The organism is Stenotrophomonas sp. Steno-C18 (assembly GCF_056393195.1).
Map to the genome: position 1 here is coordinate 420,317 of NZ_JBWJOX010000002.1, position 17,843 is coordinate 438,159.

Sequence of the window (17,843 nt, forward strand, 5' to 3'; positions counted from 1 at the left end):
CGGGTCACACCTGCGAAAAAGGCCGGCAGAACCGGCCCCGTGATCAAAGCCCTTCTCCCCTCGGGGAGAAGGGAAAAGCGCGTTACCAGACGACCTCGGCCATCGTGCAGTTCAGGCCCGAGCCAATGCCCATCAGCGCGACGCGGTCGCCCTTCTTGAGCTTGCCGAGCTGGCGCAGCTTGCTCAGCACGATCGGCACCGAGGCCGGGCCGATGTTGCCGTGCTCGCCGAAGATGGTCATCACCTTCTTCGGGTCGATGCCGAAGGCCTTGATGAAGGCGTTGGTATGCGGCTGGCTGACCTGGTGGATGACGAACTGGTCGATCTCCTCCACGGCCCAGCCCAGCGCGATGCGGGTGGCCTCGAAGGTCTTGGTGGCCAGCTTGATGCCTTCGATCAGCAGCAGGCGGGTATCGGTGACCATGCGGTCCAGGTTGCCCACGCACAGCTTGTTCCACTGGTTGGCCGCGCGGGTCACCCCGCCCTTGTAGCGCGGTGCGTCCGGCACCAGCTCCGAGCGTGCCAGCACCATGGCGGCGGCACCGGAACCGGTGGTCAGCGCGGCCACTTCGTCGCGCAGCTGCTGGGCGGTGATGTCCGGGGACATCATGCGCTCGAGCGTCTTCTCGTAGACCAGGTTGGAGGTCTCGCCGTCGACGATCAACGCGTAGTCGATGTCGCCGCGCTCAAGCATGCGCGCGGCCACGTCCATGCCGTTGATGAAGGCCAGGCAGGCGTTGGCGATGTCGAAGGTGACGCAGTCCTCGCCGATGCCCAGGTTGCCGGACACGATCGAGGCGGTGGACGGCTCTAGGTAGTCGCGGCTGACCGAGGTATTGACCAGCAGGCCCACCTTGTCGGCGGTGATGCCGGCGTCTTCCAGTGCCTTCTGGCCGGCCATGGTGGCCGCGTCCGAAGCCTGCGTACCCTGGTCCCACAGGCGCCGTGCGTGGATGCCCGCGATGTCGCCAAGCACGTCGGCACGAATCCCCAGGCGCTCCAGCGTGGGCTGGAGACGCTCGTTGATTTCCTTGGAGGTCAGCGTATGCGGCGCATCAATATGCGCCAGTCCCGCGATCGAGACATTCTGGAAAGGCATCGGAAAGCGCCAAGACTCAGGCGAAGGGGGCGCTATTCTAGCGTCTGCGCCTTTTTACCGCATCTTTACAAATTCCGGCCCCGGCGTATGGAGTCGCCAGGGCCGCAGCTCCCCCCTGCTCAGCGCGGCGGGCACTGGTAGGCGGCGAAGCGCTGGCTGCCATCGGCCGGCTGGCTGGTGGCCTGCACCGCGTTGGCGCCGGCGCTGGGGGCCTCGTTGCGGGCCAGGGTCTCCAGCTCTTCCTGCACGCGCAGCGGGTTGCGGTTGTAGAAGCCCACCTTGTTCTTGACCGAGACCACGATCTCGCCCTTGTTGATGCAGCCCGGCGCCACCGGGCCGGCCGGCAGCACGCGCGTGGCCTTGCCGCTGGACTCGATCGGCACCCAGGTGCAGGCGGCGGTGCTGGCGATGAGGACGGACAGAAGCAGGACGCGCATGGACTATTCCTTGTGAAGTGCAGAACGGATTGTGCCGTCAATGGATGAACACGTCATGATCCCGGACGCGGGGGGCGGCCCTCACCCCACCCCCTCCCCCGCGGGCGGGAGAGGGGCCTGTTCCTCCTTGCCTGCCCGCTCCCGCGCACGGGAGCGGGCGCTGCGGCTTACTTGGCCTTGGCCACCGGCTTGCCGTCGGCATCGATCACGGTCACTTCGCCCAGCTTGAGCGCGCGGACCGGGGCCTCGATCTTGGACAGGTCGCCGACGATCACCCAGGTCAGGGCGTTCGGGTCGATTGCCTTGGCCGCGTCCCTGGCCTGCGCCGGGGTGAAGTTGGCCACCTGCTCGTTGCGCACCTGCACCCAGTTGTCCGGGCGCCCGTAGCGGACGATGCCACCAATGGTGCCCATCACCGCCTGCGCGGTTTCATAGGCGCCGGGTTGGCTGCGCAGGTCGTTGTCGACCACCTTGGTCACTTCGGCCTGGGTGGCCGGCACCTTGCCGGTGCCGTACTCGGCGATCTCGCGCAGCATCTCGGCGGCCGATTCGGCGGTCTTGTCGATCTGCACCGGGGCAATGCCCAGGAACGGGCGCTGGCCCTGCGCCGAAGTGATCACGGTGCGGGCCCCGTAGGACCAGTGCTTGTCTTCGCGCAGGTTCATGTTCAGGCGCGAGGTGAACGAGCCGCCCAGCACTTCGTTGGACATCTCCAGCTGCACCGCACCCGGGTCACGGGTGGAGGGCATCAGCTCGCCGGCATAGATGTTGGCCTGCACCGCGCCGGGCTGGTCGATCAGGAACACGCGCGGCGCGGTCGGGCGTGCCACCTGGGCCACGTCCACCTTCGCCGGTGCGGCACCCTCGCCCTTCCAGTCGCCGAAGTGCTTGTCCAGCACCGGCACGATCTCCGCCAGCGTGGTGTCGCCGACCACGATCACCGTTGCCTGCTCCGGGCGCAGCCACTGCTTCTGGTAGTTGAGCAGGTCCTGGCGGCTGATCGCCGCGACCGAGGCTTCGGTGCCGCTGCCGGTGAACGGCATGCCGTACGGATGGTCGGCGCCGTACAGCAGCGGCGGCAGCACGCGCAGCGCGGCGGTCTGCGGACGCGCCTTCTCCTGGGCAATCCCGGACAGCCACTGGCCCTTGACGCGGTCGATCTCGGCCTGGTCGAAGCGCGGCGTGCGCAGCATGTTGGCGAACAGCTGCACCGACGCGTCCAGGTTCTCGGTCAGCGCCGACAGGTAGGCGTTGGAACCGTCCAGCGCGGCACCGGCACTGAGCTGCGCGCCCAGGTCCTCAGCACGGGCCTTGAACGCCAGCGAGTTCAGTTCACCCGAGCCCTCGTCGAGCATCTGGCTGGCGAAGTTGGCCGTGCCCAGCTTGCCGCCGTGGTCACTGGAGTAGCCACCGGCGAACTCGTAGCTGATGTTCACCACCGGGGTGTCATGGCGCTCGGCCAGGATCACCTTGCTGCCGTTCTTCAGGGTGGCGTGCTGCAGCGCCGGGAAGACCAGCTGCGGAAAGCTGTCCACGCCCGGCACGCCGGCCTTGCGGTCGACGTTGCTGGCGGTGGTGGTGTACTTGGCATCCACCGCCGGCAACTGGAACGGCGCCGGCTTGGCCGAGGCCTCCTCGACCAGCGGCTTGCGCTCGCCCGGCTTGACCACGAAGGTGTGGCTCGGGTTGCCCAGCCACTTGGCGGTGGCCGCACGCACCGTCGCCGGCGTGGCGCTGGCCACGGTGGCCAGCGACTCGCGGAAGCAGGCCGGGTTGCCGGTGAAGGTGGCGCAGGAAGCCAGCGCGTCGGCCTTGCCGCCGAAGCCACCGATGCGCTCGATGCCGCGGATGAAGCCCGCACGGTAATCGGTCTGGGCGCGGGCCAGTTCCTCGGCGGTCGGGCCGTCCTTGATCAGGCGCTGCAGCTCCTCGTCGATCACCGCTTCGACCCTGGCCGGGTCCACGCCCTGCTTGACCAGCGCGCGGATCGAGAAGTTGCCGGCCAGCTGCGAGCCGTAGTTGCTGGTGCTGACGCTGTCCACCAGCTTGTCGCGGTGGACCAGGCGCTCGTCCAGGCGCGAGCTGGCGCTGCCGCCAAGCACCTGCGAGGTCAGGTCGAGCAGGTCGGCGTCCTTGTCGCCGACCTGCGGCACGTTCCACATGCGCTGCACCAGCACCTGCGGGACCTTGTCCTCCAGCTCGGTGCGGCCGTTCTGCGCGAGCACCGCCACGTCCACCTTGGGCTGGGACATGGTCGGGGTGGCCGGGATGTCGCCGAAGTAGCGGGCGACCTTTTCCCGGGCGGTGGCCACGTCGATGTCGCCGGCCAGCACCAGCACCGTGTTGTTCGGGCCGTACCAGGTGCGGAACCACGTCTTCACGTCTTCCAGTGAAGCCGCGTTGAGGTCGTTCATCGAACCAATGGTGGTGTGGTGGTACGGGTGGCCCACCGGGAACATCGTGCGCGAGACGACTTCGCGCAGCTGGCCATAGGGCTGGTTCTCGCCCTGGCGCTTTTCGTTCTGGACCACGCCGCGCTGTTCGTCCAGGGTCTTCTGGTCGATGGCGCCGAGCAGGTGGCCCATGCGGTCGGACTCCATCCACAGCGCCATGTCCAGCGCGGTGGTCGGGATGTTCTCGAAGTAGTTGGTGCGGTCGGTGTTGGTGGTGCCGTTCATGTCGGTGGCACCGGCCGCCTCGAACGGCGTGAAGTATTCGCCCGGCGCGTTTTCGCTGCCGTTGAACATCAGGTGCTCGAACAGGTGGGCGAAGCCGCTGCGGCCAGCCGGCTCGTCCTTGCTGCCCACGTGGTACCAGAGGTTGACCGCCACGATCGGCGCCTTGCGATCGGTGTGCACCAGCACGCGCAGCCCGTTGGGCAGGGTGAACTCGTCGTAGGGGATGTCGACGGTGGCTGCGGCGGTCACCGATTTGGTCTTGGCCTGCGCCGGCAGCGGCGTGCCGACGAATCCTCCGAGGGCAGCACTCAGCGCGAGGGTCAACAGGGCGGTACGGGGTGCAGCGTTCATTCCACTTTCCTTGGGCATGAAGTGAGCGCCGATCCTAACCGTCCTGCGCCTTCCACCGCATACGCCAAGCGTCATGGCCGCCCGTCAACGGCGGCCGGTGTCCGCGGACAACCCCTGCGCACACCCAGTGTCCGGACAGCGGACACTTTCAGAATCAAAAACATCCTTTCAATTCAACAAGATGCAGTTGGCACGCGTCCTGCGTACTCCTGAGTGCGTCCAGATCAACCCCAAAGCAACATGACTGGATGCTGAATAAACATCGGGAAGTTGAAAAAGTTCTTGCATCCCGATGTTTGGTGTACTACTTTACTACCACACCGCTGTTCACACACACCACACAGGTATCGCCATGAACGCCAAGTCCCTCGCCTTCGCCATCGCCCTCGTTGCCGGCACCGGGTTTGCCTCCGCGGTGCACGCTTCGGACATCACCACCCTGGAGACCGTGCAGGTCCGCCCGTCGGCCGACCAGATCGCCCAGGCCACCCATGAAGCCAACAGCAGCATCCCGACCCTGGCCGCCGTGCAGGTGCGCCCGACCGTCGGCCAGATCGTCGAGCTGATGGCAGAACAGGCCGCCTCGCGCCTGGCCGCCAACACCCCGGTGGCCATTGGTGCCAACGTTGGCCAGTGGATCGTCTCGCTGCCGGCCGTCAACGTCCGCCCGGACCTGGAGCAGGTGCAGGCCAAGGCCGTGGAAATGGCTGCCGGCGCCGTCGAAGGCGTGGTCGTGCAGAGCGTGATCGCCAAGTAAGTCCACGCCCTGCGGGAGGCACCGCGGCGTAAACTTCGCCGATGACTTCCGCACCCGTTTTCGATGTCCTGCTGTACCAGCCCGAGATCCCGCCCAACACGGGCAACGTGATCCGGCTATGCGCCAATACCGGCGCGCGGCTGCACCTGATCGAGCCGTTGGGCTTCGACCTCAGTGACAAGCAGCTCAAGCGCGCCGGCCTGGATTACCACGAGTACGCGCAGATGCAGGTCCACCCGGACCTGGACACCGCGTTGGCGCGCATTGCGCCCAATCGCCTGTTCGCCATGAGCACCCGCGCCAGCGTGCGCTACGACAGCGTGTCCTTCGCCGACGGTGATGCCTTCCTGTTCGGTCCGGAAACCCGTGGCTTGCCGCAGGAAGTACTCGATGCCCTGCCCGACGGCCACCGCCTGCGCCTGCCGATGCAACCGAACAACCGCAGCCTGAACCTGTCCAACTCGGTCGCCGTGGTGGTGTTCGAGGCGTGGCGCCAGCACGGGTTCCCGGGCGGCGCGTAAACGCGCCCAATCCCTGCCCTGTGCCTGCGGCGCAAGGGAGGGGGGCTTCTGCGCGAGCTGATCGTTCGCAGCAAAACCCGTTTCCGCTCCCTCCCTTTGGCGTAGCCAAGGGGAAGGTTGGGGAGGGGTCGCTTCAACCCACACACTACCCGCCGATCACGCCCTGCCCGCGCAGCCGCTGCAGTTGCGCTTCACCCATCGCCAGCACCTCTCCCAGCACCTGCGTGGTGTGCTGCCCCAGCAGTGGCGCGGCCTGCGTGTACTGCAACGGCGTGGCCGAGAACTTCAGCGGGTTGCGCACCATCGCCACCGTGCCGCCCGTGGCATGCGGCACATCGATGCGCAGGCCGCGGGCCTGTACCTGCGGGTCGTCGAACACCTGGTCGATGCGGTTGACCGGATTGGCCGGCACCACGGCAGCCTCCAGCGCGGCCAGCCATTCGGCGGCCGGCCGCGTCCGCAGCCGCTGCTGCAGGTGGGGCACCAGCTCGGCACGGTGGGCGACACGGGCACGGTTGGTGGCATAGCGCGGATCAACGGCCAGTTGCGCCTCGCCGATCACCTCGCAGAACCGCGCGAACTGCGCGTCGTTGCCGACGGCGAGCATGAAGTAACCGTCCGCGGCCGGCATCACCTGGTACGGCACGATGTTGGGATGCGCGGTGCCCTGGCGGTCCGGCACCAGACCACCCACCAAGTAATTCGAAGCCTGGTTGGCCAGCCAGGCCACCTGTGTATCCAGCAATGCCAGGTCGATCTGCTGGCCCCGGCCGGTGCGCTCGGCATGGCGCAATGCGGCAAGGATGGCGGTGGCCGCATACATGCCGGTCATCAGGTCGGTGGCCGCGACGCCCACCTTCTGCGGGCCGGCGCCGGGCGCGCCATCCGGCTCGCCGGTGACGCTCATCAACCCGCCGATGGCCTGGATGGCGGCGTCATAGCCGGCGCGCTGCGCGTACGGACCGTCCTGGCCATAGCCGGTGATCGAGCAGTACACCAGCTTCGGGTTGATCGCCAGCAGGCTGGCAGCGTCCAGCCCGTACTTCGCCAGGCCACCGACCTTGTAGTTTTCCACCAGCACGTCGCAGCGCCCGACCAGTGCATGGATCAGCGCCTGCCCTTCGGTGGTGGTGAAGTCGATGGCCAGCGAGCGCTTGCCGCGGTTGGCGCACAGGTAATACGCCGACTCGGCCGTGTCGTTGCCCTGGCCATCCTTCAGGTAGGGTGGCCCCCAACCGCGGGTGTCATCGCCCACGCCAGGGCGTTCGACCTTGATCACGTCGGCGCCGAAATCGGCCAGCACCTGCGTGCACCACGGGCCGGCCAGGATGCGCGACAGGTCAAGGACACGGACACCTTCAAGCAACGTCATTTCAGCCACCCTGCAGCACGGACTCGGGGAAGGCGCCACCACTGCGGCGCGTCACCCATGGTAGCGGGCTGCCGGGCTGCTTCCGGCCAGCCGAGGGCAAGCGCACCGCGCCGGGCTTCGGGTATCCTGCGCGGCCCACGCATGCCCGCCAGCGCCTGAAGGCCGCCCGCCAGCCATTGCGTGTGTCCCGTCACCGCACGCCGGCACCGTCCCACAGGTGTCACCTCGCGTGCACGGGTACGGCAGCTGCCGGCCGCGCGCAACATTCCGTTTCGTGCCGCACGCGCTGCCGGTAATCATTCCACCGGTGGTTCAATCCACTGGCTGACAGCGGTGGACGTCGCACAAGCGTCACGTCATTGGGACAAGCGGGCAGCGCAAGCGCAGGCACGGGCCTGCAGGCAGGCGACGTGAGGTCATGCCGGTGCTCGCCAACCCACGCCCGGCCACGGCATCATTGCCGTCCCCACCCAACGCGATGCGGCTTCCGGCAACGGCGATCACGGCGTGGTTGGATGCGGACAGCAGCGCCGGCCAACCCCGGCCATCCCACGCACGCCGCTGCCCTGGCCTTCCGGGCCGTCATGGGACATCGCCGGGGCCTGGACGTTGCGGGCAGGAGCCTTCGCAATGACGTTGAACAAGGATCCGTACAGATGACTGGTACCAGACGCAGCAAGCCCCGCTACGCCGAACTCGGCGACCTGCTGCAGGCGGCGATCGAGAAAGGTGACCACCCGGTGGGCACCCTGCTGCCGACCGAACTGGAGCTGTGCGAGCGTTTCAACGTCAGCCGCCATACCGCACGCGCGGCGTTGGCCCAGCTGATCAGCGCCGGGCTGGTGCAGCGCCGTCCGGGCGCGGGCACCCGCGTGATCGCGCAGAACGCAGCCATGCGCTATGAGCAGCAGATCGACACCGTCGACCTGCTGATGCAGTACGGCAACACCGCCCGCCTGAAGGTGCTCGAAGCCGAACGCCTGATCGCCGACCAGGCCATGGCGCAGTACCTGGACATCGCCGAAGGCAAGGACTACCTGCGCCTGCACTGCCTGCGCCTGGAAGAGCACACCCACGCGCCCGGCGCGGTCATCGAGGTGCTGATCCCGATCCGCACCGGCGTGCCCACCGAGCGCTTCCTGGACATCGCCAGCACCGCGCGCACGCTGGCCCGGTTCCTGGAGCCGGGGCGGCTGTCGCGGGTGGAACAGGTGTTCGACGCCACCGCCTTCGACGCCGGTGACGCCAAGCTGCTAGATATCAGGAAGCACGAACCGGCGCTGCGCGTGCAACGCCGTTACCGCGACACCCAGGGCCGCCTGCTGCTGATCACCATCTGCCTGCACCCACCTGGACGCTTCGCCTATTCGATGGTGCTATCACGCAATCCTCGGTGAACGCTGCCGTGCCCGCCGTCCATCGACACCCTGGCGGCGTCCGGGGGCCGATGGAGGGCAATAGCAACGCGCCGTGCGACCACTAGCGTAAAGTAGCGGCCCGTTACACGCAGCCCCCCATGAAAGTACCCGCCACCGCTGCATGCATCACCGCCGCCCTGCTCTGTCTGCCCCAAGCCCGTGCGCAGGGCCGCACGCAGCAATACGCCCAATGCAGTGGCTACTACTACACACTCTCCTTCGCCACGCCAGAGTTCGTTATGGACCTGACCGAACAACAGGCAAAGCAGGCGGCATTCGCGATGCTGATGAAGGTCAACCCCGACATCACCTCACCGGAGGCCATACGGGTGCTGGGCGAGAACTGGAACGCGCTCCAGGCGCCATTGCCGCGACCGCTCACCCAGCAGGGCATCGACGCATTGCGGGCCGGGCATGACGGAAGCTGCCGGGCCCTGCTCAGGCAGGCCTGGTGCGATGCCTACGGTGACCATGGCCGTTCGACCTGCGATGACTGACCCGCTGCACGCCCGGCGATGGCCCTCGCCATGATCAGCGCGACGCAAGCGCAGCACATCGTGCTGGAAGCCTGCGAAGCCGAAGCCGGCGAGGCATTCGCCATCGCTTCCTGCCGGCTTACAACGCAAGGTGACTACTGGATCATCGGCTGCAACAGCGCGCGCTTCGTCCTGCACGGCGATGACAGTGCATGCCACGTCGGCGTTGCCGCCTACCTGGTCGACGCCCACAGCGGCGCACTGGAGGTCGTGGGCAGCGCGCAATCCTGCGAGGAATACCTGCAGGACAAGCGCGACCTGGCTGCGGCCGGTGATGGCCGCTACATATTGCAGGCAGGTTTCGGGCGAGCCGACAAGGTGGCTCTGATCCGCCTTCACCAGCGGCTCGGCCTGCCGCTGGCCCACGCCTTGCAACGGACCATGGACGAGCAGCGGCATTGGTTCAGTGGCCGACGCCGCATCCTGCGACAACTACAGGGTCGGCTCGACGCCGAAGGCATCGCCACCGAACTCATCCTGCACGCAGGCAACAGCACGGCCATCCCGATCGAGGACAGCGGCCTGTGCTGGGAGGCGCTTGGCAGGCTGTTGCAGCGGAAAGCCTGATAGCCTGAGATGCAGCGCATGGACAAGGTGGAGCCCCGGCCCGCCGATGACCTGGCCACTCATCCTCCACAACCGGACGTTCCATGCACATGCCCAAGCGACTGCTGTTTCTCCTCCTCGGCCCCTGCGGCATGGCCATGGCCGCGCCGCCCCCGGTCGATTACGAGCGTATGTACAACGATTGCCTGGACCGGACTGGCCCGATCAACAACGGTGTGGTCGACGCCTGCTCATCGGGCACCTCGCAACGGGTGAAGTCGGAGATGAACATGTTGTACACACGCATCCACGACCGGCTGTCCGCCGAAGCCCCGGCCGATGCCGAACGGCTGGAGCAGGCGCAGAAGTCCTGGCTGGTCTACCGCAACACGCATTGCGACCTCGCCGGTGCCTACGTGGGCTCGCCGATGTACGCGTTCTGCCCAATGCAGCTCAACATCGCGCGGGTGGCCGAGCTGCGCGAGCTGGCCGGCGACTGAGCGGCAGCGACGATGACGACCGCGTCCACGCGCGCGACACCCTCGCCCTTTCCCCCGTCAACCAACGTGAGCTGCGGCCATGAAATTCGAATCCGTTTCGCCCCTGCTTTCGGTGCGTGACCTTGCGGACGCGTTGGCGTTCTACCAGCACACGCTGGGATTCTCGCTGGCGTGGTCGTGGGGCGAGCCCGCCGAGATCGCCGCCGTGTGCCGGGATAACGTCGAAATCACCCTCACCCGGCGTGCGGATGCCAAGCCGGTCGGCGCCTCGCACCTGTACCTGCATGTGGCCGGAATCGACGACTACCACGCCGCGCTGGTGGCCGCCGGCGTGCCGATGCTCGTGCCCATCGGCGACCGCCCGTATGGCATGCGCGATTTCCGCATTGCCGACCCCAGTGGCAATGAACTGAGCATCGGCCAGTCCCTGGCCAATGTTGCAGGCCACTGAGCACGCCCCCATGTCGAGCGCACGTACCGGTGCCAGCGGCACGCCATCGCGGCATCCGCATGCCATCAGGCGTGGCACTGGCTCCAGGAATCAGTGATCATCACCTGGCGCAGCCTGCATCCCGAACGGAGCCCCCATGTTGAAGCGGGTCGTCCTCAGTCTCGTCCTGTCGATCCCACAGCCGGCCATTGCCGTTTCCTGCGGCAAGCCGTTGCCCGTCAAGCAGGCCCATGCTGCGGCCGACAATGTGTTCTCCGCCCACTTGGAGCAGATCACGATAGGCAACGGCTTCGGCCGCGAGGATGCCCGCCTGGCCAGACTCCGGGTGCTGCAGGTCTGGAAGGGCAACCTGGAGCGGGGTGACGTCGTCACGTCCAGCGCCGAGGATTCGGTCCACTTCACCAGTGATGGATTCGTGCCCGTGACCGGCTCCAACGTGCTCGTCTACACCCACGGGCCGCAACCGTTCATGCTCAGCAGCTGTTCCCGGACCAGCGCGCTGGAACACTCGCGTGACCTTCATGCCTTGCAACGCCTGGCCCACGCAGGAGCCAGGTAGATGCATCGCGCACCGTTGCCGGAAGCCGGCTTGGCCTGCTGCTGGATCCCATGGGCTGCACGCCGTTGACCGCTGACATCTTCATCGCACTGTTCTATGCACTGGGCGGCTTCGGCTTCTTCGCCATCACCGCCCTTCCCGTGCGGGCATGGCGGCACCTGCATCGGCATCGCGGGGCCCTGCGTGGCGGGGCTGCCCAATGCCTGGCCTACCTGCTACTGGTGCTGGCCAGCATCGCTGCGATCACCTTCGCCGGCGCCTGCCTGCTGGACGTGGCCCGATGCCTGCTGGGACTCTACTGCGGCCCCAATATCGCCAGTGGCTGGATCAGGCTGGGCTCCATCAGCGTCTTGTACCTCAGCTTCGAACTGTTTGCCTTCGCCATCATCCGCACCACATTGCGCCGGCGCGTGCCGGATGGCACCTCGGCATGAAGCCGCGCAGCCAACTGCAGCAGACGATCCTCAGCACCGGCGTCGTCGGTGCCCTGTTTTCAGCGGTACCGGTGCTGTTTCTGCTGGCGTCCCTGCTCACCGATCCTCCCACGGGAATGCCACTACGCGTGCTGGTCCAACAGGCGATGGAACTGGCCCTGCTGTTCTGCGCGGGCGTTGTGTTGTGCATCACACTCTTTGGGCTTTTGCCCATGGCGATCGTGCATGCTGGCGTGTGGCTGATGCGACGCTGGACGGATTGATCCGGCGTGCACGATGGCGGGCATCAGTGGCAGGATGCAGCGCGTGCTTCTTCCCCCTGCCGTTCCTTTCCACGTTGGACCTCTGCGGGACATTCCATGTCGCTTTCCGATCTGCTGGACGTGCTGGACATCGCCGATTTCCTGATGGCATGGCGGTTCTGGCTGCCCACCTTCAGCGGTGCCGCGCTGGGGCTGCTGATCTACTTCGGCGGCGCGGGAGGCGTGCTCCCGGCCGTGCTTGGGACAGGCATCGGCCTGGCCGGCGTGGTCACCGGCCTGGTGTGGCAACACCGCCACGGCTGAAGCGCGCCACCGACCGGCCGCCGACCTCAACCGGCCGCCATGACCGGCGAACGCCTGGGCCAGTTCACCCAGACCACGTGCAGTGACACCGGCAACACCCAGCTCACCCACAGCAGGACCGCGATCACGTCCGGTGACGGCGCGTTGCCCAGCGCGATCCATGCCGGCAACAACAGGCGGAAGCTCACCGGTGCCAGCGTCACCAGGTAGGCGCGCGTCATCCAGCGACGATGGCGGGCAACGTCGCCGCGCCGGATGCCCCGCATCGCCACCAGCGCGGTCACCAGCCACGCCAGCGCAGTGGCCGCGAAGGCCAGGGTGATCGCCAGCGGCGCCGGCGAGGTGGCGATCAGGCCCACCGCCGCCGCGCAGGCCAGCAGCATCCCGCCGAAGTAGAAGCGGCCGGACCAGCGGTGCAGGCGTGGCCGGGCACGCGGCCAACGGCTCAGGAACTGCACCGGCCCCAGCACGATGCCAAGCACGCCGCCGCTGATGTGCAGCCACAGCCAGCCGCGGCGTGACCAGTACATCGTGTAGTGCTCCGGATCCAACTGTCCGTACTGGCCGAGCACCTTGAACAGGAAATGCAGGCTGATCGCGGCCAGCAGCAGCCAGAGCACCCACCATCCCAGGCGCCGGGCGCCGGAAGCCCCCCCGACGGGAACCGCAGACTCGAACACGTCGGACATGGCGCCTCCAGGCAATGGGCCAGCGCGAGCATACAAGGCGGCCGGGGAGCCGCGCGTCCATACGGCAATGGCGCACACCGTCCGTTTGGACGGCAAAGCGCGACCGGCCGCCTCACCGGCAGAACCTGACTGGGCCGGATATTGCAAAATGCAAATCATTCGCATTTAATTTCTCAATCGCTATTCCCTGCCTGTCCATCGGCAGATGCCCACAACGGATGTGGCATGCGCCCGTCTCCGTCACGCGATTTCCCGCCTTCCAACCCCCAGGCCTTCCATGTCCCCCAGTCGCTCCCACCGTCGTCCGGCCCCTGGCGCCGGCTTGCCTCCCCGTTGCCGCCGTTCCATTTCCGGCCACCTGCCGTGGGCGATCAGCCTGGCCCTGGCGGCCAGCCCGGGGATGGCAGTGGCCGCCGAAGGCACCGTCGCCGATGCCAGCGCCACCACCCTGGACGCGGTGCGGGTGGTCTCCCAGCGCGCCAACCGGGTCAGCAACGGGGCGACCAACCTGGACCTGGACATCAAGGACACCCCGCAGTCGATCAGCACGGTGGACCGCGCGCAGATGGCCCAGTTCGGCGCCAACAGCATCAACGATGCGCTGCGCCTGGCCACCGGCATCCAGGTGGAGGAATGGGAAACCAACCGCACCAACTACCTGGCCCGCGGTTTCGAGATCAAGAACACCCAGATCGACGGCGTCGGCCTGCCCAATGACTGGGGCATCGTCACCGGCGCGATGGATGCCTTCGGCTACGAGAAGCTGGAGGTCATCCGCGGTGCCAATGGCCTGTTGACCGGCGTGGGCAACGCCTCGGGCACGATCAACTACGTGCGCAAGCGCCCCACCAACGAAGCCAGGGGCGAAGTGGGCGTGAGCGTGGGCTCGTGGGGCAAGCGCCGCGTGGAGGTGGACTACTCCACCCCGATCACCACCGACGGCCGTTGGGCCGCGCGCGTGGTGGCCGCGCACGAGGACGGCGACTCGTACCTGCGCGGCTTCACCAACGACCGCAACTTCCTGTACGGCGTGGTCGATGGCCAGATCGGCGAGAACGGCACGCTGACGCTGGGCTATTCGTGGCAGAGGGCCAACAGCGACCAGAACATGTGGGGCGCGTTGAGCTTCGCCAACACCGATGGCAGCCAGCCGAGCTGGGGACGCAGCGCGTCCACCACCCAGGACTGGACCTACTGGAACACCCGGACCCAGACCGCCTTCGCCGAGTACACCCACCACCTGGGCGAGAACTGGGAGGTCAAGGCGTCCTACAACTATCGCCAGATCGGCAACGATGACCAGTTGTTCTTCGCCTTCAGCACCACCGGCCTGGACCCGCAGACCCACACCGGCCTGGTCGGCTGGGCCTACAAGGGCATCGATGACATGGACTCGCACCTGGGCGATGTCACCCTCAACGGTCGCTTCCAACTGTTCGGCCGTGAGCAGGAGGCCATGCTCGGCGTCAGCGTGGCCAAGAGCAGCGCCACCACCTGGGAACACCCGGTCGATCCCAACGATCCGGCGTTCGGCGCGCTACCGGCGTTCCCGTATGCCGGCAACGCCATCGCCGAGCCGGAATGGGGCCCGCGCACCCGCTCCAACTGGACCAACCAGCGCCTGAAGCGTGGCTATGGCGCCACCCGCCTGGCCCTGACCGACCGCCTCAAGGCCGTGGTCGGCTTCAACTGGGCGCAGTACCACCGCGATGGCAACAACGGCAACACCTTCGACCAGACCGAAAGCAACATCAGCCCCTACGCCGGCTTGACCTGGGACTTCAACGACCGCGTGCTGGGCTACGTGAGCTACTCGGACATCTACCAGCCGCAGGACCAGTACGACCGCAACCGCGTCTACCTGGACCCGACCAAGGGCGTGAACTACGAGGTGGGCGTCAAGGCCGAGTGGCTGGACCGCCGCCTGCTGACCACGCTGGCGCTGTTCAAGGCCAAGCAGCAGGGCCTGGCGACTTCCGGCGGCTATGACCTGGATACCGCGATGTACTGGTACTACGGCGTGGACGTGGAATCCAAGGGCGTCGAATTCGAGGCCACCGGCAAGCTCGGCGAGCACGCCAGCCTGGTGTTCGGCTTCACCCACCTGTCGATGAACAACCAGGACGGCGGTGATACCTACACCTGGGTGCCGCGCCGCACCGCCAACCTGGTGTTCAGTTCGCGCCTTCCCGGCTACGAGGCGTTGTCCTATGGCATCGGCGGGCGCTGGCAGAGCGCGATCTCCACCCGGGACACCTACACCGGCACCACCATCGCCCAGGGCAGCTATGCCCTGCTCAACGCCTTCATCGGCTGGGACGTACTGCCCAACGCCACCGTCCGCGCCAACGTCAACAACCTCACCGACCGCAAGTACATCAACAGCCTGTACCAGGTGGGCTACTACGGCGCACCGAGCAACTACACGTTGAGCTTCAACTACCGGTTCTGACCCCGGCCCCTCCCCGCGCGGGAGAGGGGCGATTCGCCGCACCACGCCACTTCCCATCCACCTGAGACCAGCCATCGCCATGCCACAGGTATCCACCGCTTCCGCACCGCCTCCCGCGTCCCGGCGCCTGCAGGTCCTCCCGCGCATCCTTGCCGCCATCCTCGGCGGCTATGTGTTCGCCTGGGGCACGGTGGCATTGACCACCAGCGCGCTGTTCGCGGTGAAGCTGGCGTTCCATGACGCCGAGTTCCTCGGCGCGCTGGTCGGCCTGCTGGCCTACCTGGGCGCATTCCTGTGGGCCATCGCCACCCACCACGTGGCGCGGCTGTGGATGGTGCTGGTCGGCGGCGGTGCGCTGATGGCCGCGGCCGCATCACTCCTGCAATCCCGACTGGTCTGAGCCGGAGGCATCCATGTTCAACAGCTTCCGTCAGGCCATGGCATGGCTGCACACCTGGTTCGGGCTGGTGCTCGGCTTCGTGCTGATGGCCGCCTTCTTCTTCGGCGCGCTGTCGGTGTTCGACCGCGAGATCGACCGCTGGTCGATCCCGGCCACGCGCATCGAGCCGCAGCCGATGCCGTCGTTCGACGCCGTGCTGCGGCCGGCCTTCGAGCGCATGCAACCCACCGCCGAAGCCATCGCCGCGATGCGGCCGATGGTCAACGGCGACATGCCGCAACGCTTCGACCAGGTCGGCAGTTGGAGTGCCTACACCACCCATCGCGACCCGGTGCTTGCGCTGTACGCCGGCTACGACGTGCCCAACGCGAAGAACCCGGACGAGCAGATCTGGGCATACGCCACCATCGACCCGCGCAATGGCAAGGCCTTGCCGGACGACCAGCTCAAGATCGGCAGCGGCTTCTTCTTCCCGCTGCATTACGGCCTGACCCTGGACTGGAAGAACCTGGGCGTGTGGATCGTCGGCTTCTCGGCGCTGGTGATGCTGGCTGCGCTGGTCAGCGGCGTGGTCATGCACCGCAAGCTCTTCCGCGAGTTCTTCACCTTTCGTCCGGACAAGGCGCGCCTGCGCAGCGTGCTGGACCTGCACAACCTCACCGGCGTGGTGGCGTTGCCGTTCCATTTCTTCTTCGCGCTGACCGGCCTGCTGATCTTCGCCGGCACCTATTACTTCCCGGTCGGCCACACCCAGCTGCATGGCCTGCATGACCTGCACGAGCAGGTGGAGGCGCGGGAGACCGGCCTGCCGCACACGCGTGCCGGCGTCGCCGCCGGGCTGGCCTCGGTGGATGCGATGGTGGCCCAGGCGCAGCGGCGCTGGCAGGCCCATGACAAGGCCGGCGACGTCGGCTTCCTGGTGCTGCAGCACGTGGGCGATGCCAACGGCTACGTCAGCGTGTACCGCGCCGGTACCGACCGCATCGCCCTGGTCGGCGACGGCATCCACTTCAAGGCCGCCACCGGCGAGCTGATCCGCGAAGACCCGCCGGCCACCCCGCTGGCACGCATGAACGAATTCCTCACCGGCCTGCACCTGCAGCACTTCCGCCATTGGCTGCTGCGCTGGTTGTACGTGCTGGGCGGCCTGGCCGGTGCCACCTGCATCGCCACCGGTTTCATCTTCTTCGTCGAGAAGCGCAAGCGACAACACGCGCAGCAGGGCCGCCAGGGCGCGCGCATCGTCGATGCGCTGGCGGTCACCACGGTGACCGGCATGGTCCTGGCGACACTCGGCATCCTGATCGCCAACCGGCTGTTGCCGGAGGCGCTGCCGGCGCGCGGTGACTGGGAGCGCTACGCGTTCTGGGGCACCTGGGCACTGGCGCTGGTGCATGCCGGTTGGCGCAGTGCGCCGGTGGCACGCGGTCTGGTCAATCCGGCGTGGCGCGAACAGTGCTGGGCGATCGCCCTGTTCGCGCTTGCCGCGGTGCTGTTGAACGGGATGACCACGGGGGATCACCTGCTGCGCACCCTGGCCCAAGGGTATTGGCCGGTGGCCGGCGTGGACCTGTCATTGCTGGCCACCGCCCTGATCGCGGTGATGGCGGCCCGCAAGGTGGGCCAGCGGATGCGGGCGACGGTGGCGCACGCGCCGCGCGAGGAGGCCGTGCATGCCTGAGTCGTTGCTCGACAACCTGCTGCTTGCCACGGCACTGCTGAGTGCGCTGGCCGGCATGGGATGGCTGGCCCTGTCGATGGACGTCCACGCCCGGCAGGTGTGGGCGCGCGCCCCGTCGAGGGGCGGCCTGCGCGTGCTGCGGGGGCTGGGTACGCTGGGCATCGTCATGGCGTTGCTGCTGTGCCTGGCCGTGGACCACGCCTCGATGGCGGTGCTGGTGTGGGTGATGGCGTTGGCCGGGGCGGCGCTGGTGACCGCGTTCATCCTGTCCTGGCAGCCCACCCGGCTGCGGCTGCTGGCCCCCTGGATCAGCGGCCACCGGCTGCGCTAGGCGCGGCCTTCAGCGCGAAGCACGCATACGACCGGCCTGCCAAGGGCCCCCTCCCCCTTGCCGCG

At 67.4% G+C, this 17,843-nt stretch carries 20 protein-coding genes; 15 read left to right on the plus strand and 5 right to left on the minus strand.

Features of this window, described 5'->3' with window-relative positions; all coding sequences use genetic code 11:
* Positions 1-82 precede the first annotated feature (82 nt).
* The 3 genes from AC06FE_RS06470 to AC06FE_RS06480 all read right to left on the minus strand — a co-directional run bounded on the left by AC06FE_RS06470 (position 83) and on the right by AC06FE_RS06480 (position 4,565).
* On the minus strand, positions 83-1,099 hold the full coding sequence (locus AC06FE_RS06470) for a 3-oxoacyl-ACP synthase III (protein ID WP_132863681.1): 1,017 nt from the start codon (positions 1,097-1,099) through the stop codon (positions 83-85).
* Positions 1,100-1,218: 119 nt separating this feature from the next.
* Positions 1,219-1,536 carry a DUF4156 domain-containing protein gene (locus tag AC06FE_RS06475; RefSeq protein ID WP_132863682.1) on the minus strand — a complete coding sequence of 106 codons (318 nt, stop codon included), beginning with the start codon at positions 1,534-1,536 and terminating at the stop codon, positions 1,219-1,221.
* Between the two features lie 167 nt (positions 1,537-1,703).
* A complete protein-coding gene (locus tag AC06FE_RS06480) occupies positions 1,704-4,565 on the minus strand; it encodes a M16 family metallopeptidase (RefSeq protein ID WP_313253403.1) in 2,862 nt (953 codons plus the stop codon).
* Positions 4,566-4,917: 352 nt separating this feature from the next.
* Here AC06FE_RS06480 and AC06FE_RS06485 point away from each other — a divergent pair, with 352 nt between their 5' ends.
* A complete protein-coding gene (locus AC06FE_RS06485) occupies positions 4,918-5,322 on the plus strand; it encodes a hypothetical protein (RefSeq protein ID WP_192286985.1) in 405 nt (134 codons plus the stop codon).
* A 41-nt stretch (positions 5,323-5,363) separates the two neighbouring features.
* Positions 5,364-5,843, plus strand: coding sequence for a tRNA (cytidine(34)-2'-O)-methyltransferase (locus AC06FE_RS06490; RefSeq protein WP_313253405.1), 480 nt, complete (start codon positions 5,364-5,366; stop codon positions 5,841-5,843).
* A gap of 145 nt (positions 5,844-5,988) precedes the next feature.
* On the opposite strand, the gene AC06FE_RS06495 is transcribed toward AC06FE_RS06490, so the two are convergent.
* Positions 5,989-7,215, minus strand: a complete 1,227-nt coding sequence (locus AC06FE_RS06495) for a CaiB/BaiF CoA transferase family protein (RefSeq protein WP_313253407.1) — start codon at positions 7,213-7,215, stop codon at positions 5,989-5,991.
* A gap of 656 nt (positions 7,216-7,871) precedes the next feature.
* Between AC06FE_RS06495 and AC06FE_RS06500 the strand changes: the two genes are divergently transcribed.
* The 9 genes from AC06FE_RS06500 to AC06FE_RS06540 all read left to right on the plus strand — a co-directional run bounded on the left by AC06FE_RS06500 (position 7,872) and on the right by AC06FE_RS06540 (position 12,225).
* Complete coding sequence (locus tag AC06FE_RS06500) at positions 7,872-8,612, plus strand: GntR family transcriptional regulator (RefSeq protein ID WP_478072564.1); 741 nt, start codon at positions 7,872-7,874, stop codon at positions 8,610-8,612.
* Positions 8,613-8,731: 119 nt separating this feature from the next.
* Positions 8,732-9,130: a hypothetical protein gene (locus AC06FE_RS06505; protein ID WP_313253412.1), complete on the plus strand. Its 399-nt coding sequence runs from the start codon at positions 8,732-8,734 to the stop codon at positions 9,128-9,130.
* Between the two features lie 30 nt (positions 9,131-9,160).
* A complete protein-coding gene (locus tag AC06FE_RS06510; RefSeq protein WP_478072565.1) occupies positions 9,161-9,736 on the plus strand; it encodes a hypothetical protein in 576 nt (191 codons plus the stop codon).
* Positions 9,737-9,825: 89 nt separating this feature from the next.
* Entirely contained in the window at positions 9,826-10,215 is a 390-nt protein-coding gene (locus AC06FE_RS06515; RefSeq protein ID WP_192286991.1) for a lysozyme inhibitor LprI family protein, read from the plus strand.
* 79 nt (positions 10,216-10,294) lie between these two features.
* Positions 10,295-10,666, plus strand: a complete 372-nt coding sequence (locus AC06FE_RS06520) for a bleomycin resistance protein (RefSeq protein ID WP_478072566.1) — start codon at positions 10,295-10,297, stop codon at positions 10,664-10,666.
* 136 nt (positions 10,667-10,802) lie between these two features.
* A complete protein-coding gene (locus AC06FE_RS06525) occupies positions 10,803-11,225 on the plus strand; it encodes a hypothetical protein (RefSeq protein WP_478072567.1) in 423 nt (140 codons plus the stop codon).
* 65 nt (positions 11,226-11,290) lie between these two features.
* A complete protein-coding gene (locus tag AC06FE_RS06530) occupies positions 11,291-11,659 on the plus strand; it encodes a hypothetical protein (protein ID WP_478072568.1) in 369 nt (122 codons plus the stop codon).
* The gene (locus tag AC06FE_RS06535) at positions 11,656-11,922 is read left to right on the plus strand and encodes a hypothetical protein (protein ID WP_313253429.1); all 267 of its coding nucleotides are present in this window, start codon (positions 11,656-11,658) and stop codon (positions 11,920-11,922) included. Before AC06FE_RS06530 ends, AC06FE_RS06535 begins: the two co-directional genes overlap by 4 nt.
* Positions 11,923-12,018: 96 nt before the next feature.
* Positions 12,019-12,225, plus strand: a complete 207-nt coding sequence (locus tag AC06FE_RS06540; protein ID WP_478072569.1) for a hypothetical protein — start codon at positions 12,019-12,021, stop codon at positions 12,223-12,225.
* Between the two features lie 26 nt (positions 12,226-12,251).
* On the opposite strand, the gene AC06FE_RS06545 is transcribed toward AC06FE_RS06540, so the two are convergent.
* Positions 12,252-12,914: a DUF2306 domain-containing protein gene (locus tag AC06FE_RS06545; RefSeq protein ID WP_478072570.1), complete on the minus strand. Its 663-nt coding sequence runs from the start codon at positions 12,912-12,914 to the stop codon at positions 12,252-12,254.
* A gap of 322 nt (positions 12,915-13,236) precedes the next feature.
* Here AC06FE_RS06545 and AC06FE_RS06550 point away from each other — a divergent pair, with 322 nt between their 5' ends.
* The 4 genes from AC06FE_RS06550 (at position 13,237) to AC06FE_RS06565 (ending at position 17,778) form a co-directional block, all read left to right on the plus strand.
* Positions 13,237-15,366, plus strand: coding sequence for a TonB-dependent siderophore receptor (locus AC06FE_RS06550; RefSeq protein ID WP_478072571.1), 2,130 nt, complete (start codon positions 13,237-13,239; stop codon positions 15,364-15,366).
* A gap of 79 nt (positions 15,367-15,445) precedes the next feature.
* Positions 15,446-15,766, plus strand: coding sequence for an iron uptake protein (locus AC06FE_RS06555; RefSeq protein WP_478072572.1), 321 nt, complete (start codon positions 15,446-15,448; stop codon positions 15,764-15,766).
* 13 nt (positions 15,767-15,779) lie between these two features.
* Positions 15,780-17,447 (plus strand): PepSY-associated TM helix domain-containing protein, encoded by a 1,668-nt coding sequence (locus AC06FE_RS06560; RefSeq protein ID WP_478072573.1) that lies wholly within the window; start codon positions 15,780-15,782, stop codon positions 17,445-17,447.
* Positions 17,440-17,778: a DUF3325 domain-containing protein gene (locus tag AC06FE_RS06565; RefSeq protein WP_478072574.1), complete on the plus strand. Its 339-nt coding sequence runs from the start codon at positions 17,440-17,442 to the stop codon at positions 17,776-17,778. The genes AC06FE_RS06560 and AC06FE_RS06565 overlap by 8 nt, the downstream gene beginning before the upstream one ends.
* Positions 17,779-17,843 lie beyond the last annotated feature (65 nt).

Excerpts from the sequence above, each read along its gene's own strand:
- AC06FE_RS06470 (WP_132863681.1), bottom strand. The coding sequence starts at position 1,099 with ATGCCTTTCCAGAATGTCTCGATCGCGGGACTGGCGCATATTGATGCG.
- AC06FE_RS06475 (WP_132863682.1), bottom strand. The coding sequence starts at position 1,536 with ATGCGCGTCCTGCTTCTGTCCGTCCTCATCGCCAGCACCGCCGCCTGC.
- AC06FE_RS06480 (WP_313253403.1), bottom strand. The coding sequence starts at position 4,565 with ATGAACGCTGCACCCCGTACCGCCCTGTTGACCCTCGCGCTGAGTGCT.
- AC06FE_RS06485 (WP_192286985.1), top strand. The coding sequence starts at position 4,918 with ATGAACGCCAAGTCCCTCGCCTTCGCCATCGCCCTCGTTGCCGGCACC.
- AC06FE_RS06490 (WP_313253405.1), top strand. The coding sequence starts at position 5,364 with ATGACTTCCGCACCCGTTTTCGATGTCCTGCTGTACCAGCCCGAGATC.
- AC06FE_RS06495 (WP_313253407.1), bottom strand. The coding sequence starts at position 7,215 with ATGACGTTGCTTGAAGGTGTCCGTGTCCTTGACCTGTCGCGCATCCTG.
- AC06FE_RS06500 (WP_478072564.1), top strand. The coding sequence starts at position 7,872 with ATGACTGGTACCAGACGCAGCAAGCCCCGCTACGCCGAACTCGGCGAC.
- AC06FE_RS06505 (WP_313253412.1), top strand. The coding sequence starts at position 8,732 with ATGAAAGTACCCGCCACCGCTGCATGCATCACCGCCGCCCTGCTCTGT.
- AC06FE_RS06510 (WP_478072565.1), top strand. The coding sequence starts at position 9,161 with ATGATCAGCGCGACGCAAGCGCAGCACATCGTGCTGGAAGCCTGCGAA.
- AC06FE_RS06515 (WP_192286991.1), top strand. The coding sequence starts at position 9,826 with ATGCCCAAGCGACTGCTGTTTCTCCTCCTCGGCCCCTGCGGCATGGCC.
- AC06FE_RS06520 (WP_478072566.1), top strand. The coding sequence starts at position 10,295 with ATGAAATTCGAATCCGTTTCGCCCCTGCTTTCGGTGCGTGACCTTGCG.
- AC06FE_RS06525 (WP_478072567.1), top strand. The coding sequence starts at position 10,803 with ATGTTGAAGCGGGTCGTCCTCAGTCTCGTCCTGTCGATCCCACAGCCG.
- AC06FE_RS06535 (WP_313253429.1), top strand. The coding sequence starts at position 11,656 with ATGAAGCCGCGCAGCCAACTGCAGCAGACGATCCTCAGCACCGGCGTC.
- AC06FE_RS06540 (WP_478072569.1), top strand. The coding sequence starts at position 12,019 with ATGTCGCTTTCCGATCTGCTGGACGTGCTGGACATCGCCGATTTCCTG.
- AC06FE_RS06545 (WP_478072570.1), bottom strand. The coding sequence starts at position 12,914 with ATGTCCGACGTGTTCGAGTCTGCGGTTCCCGTCGGGGGGGCTTCCGGC.
- AC06FE_RS06555 (WP_478072572.1), top strand. The coding sequence starts at position 15,446 with ATGCCACAGGTATCCACCGCTTCCGCACCGCCTCCCGCGTCCCGGCGC.
- AC06FE_RS06560 (WP_478072573.1), top strand. The coding sequence starts at position 15,780 with ATGTTCAACAGCTTCCGTCAGGCCATGGCATGGCTGCACACCTGGTTC.
- AC06FE_RS06565 (WP_478072574.1), top strand. The coding sequence starts at position 17,440 with ATGCCTGAGTCGTTGCTCGACAACCTGCTGCTTGCCACGGCACTGCTG.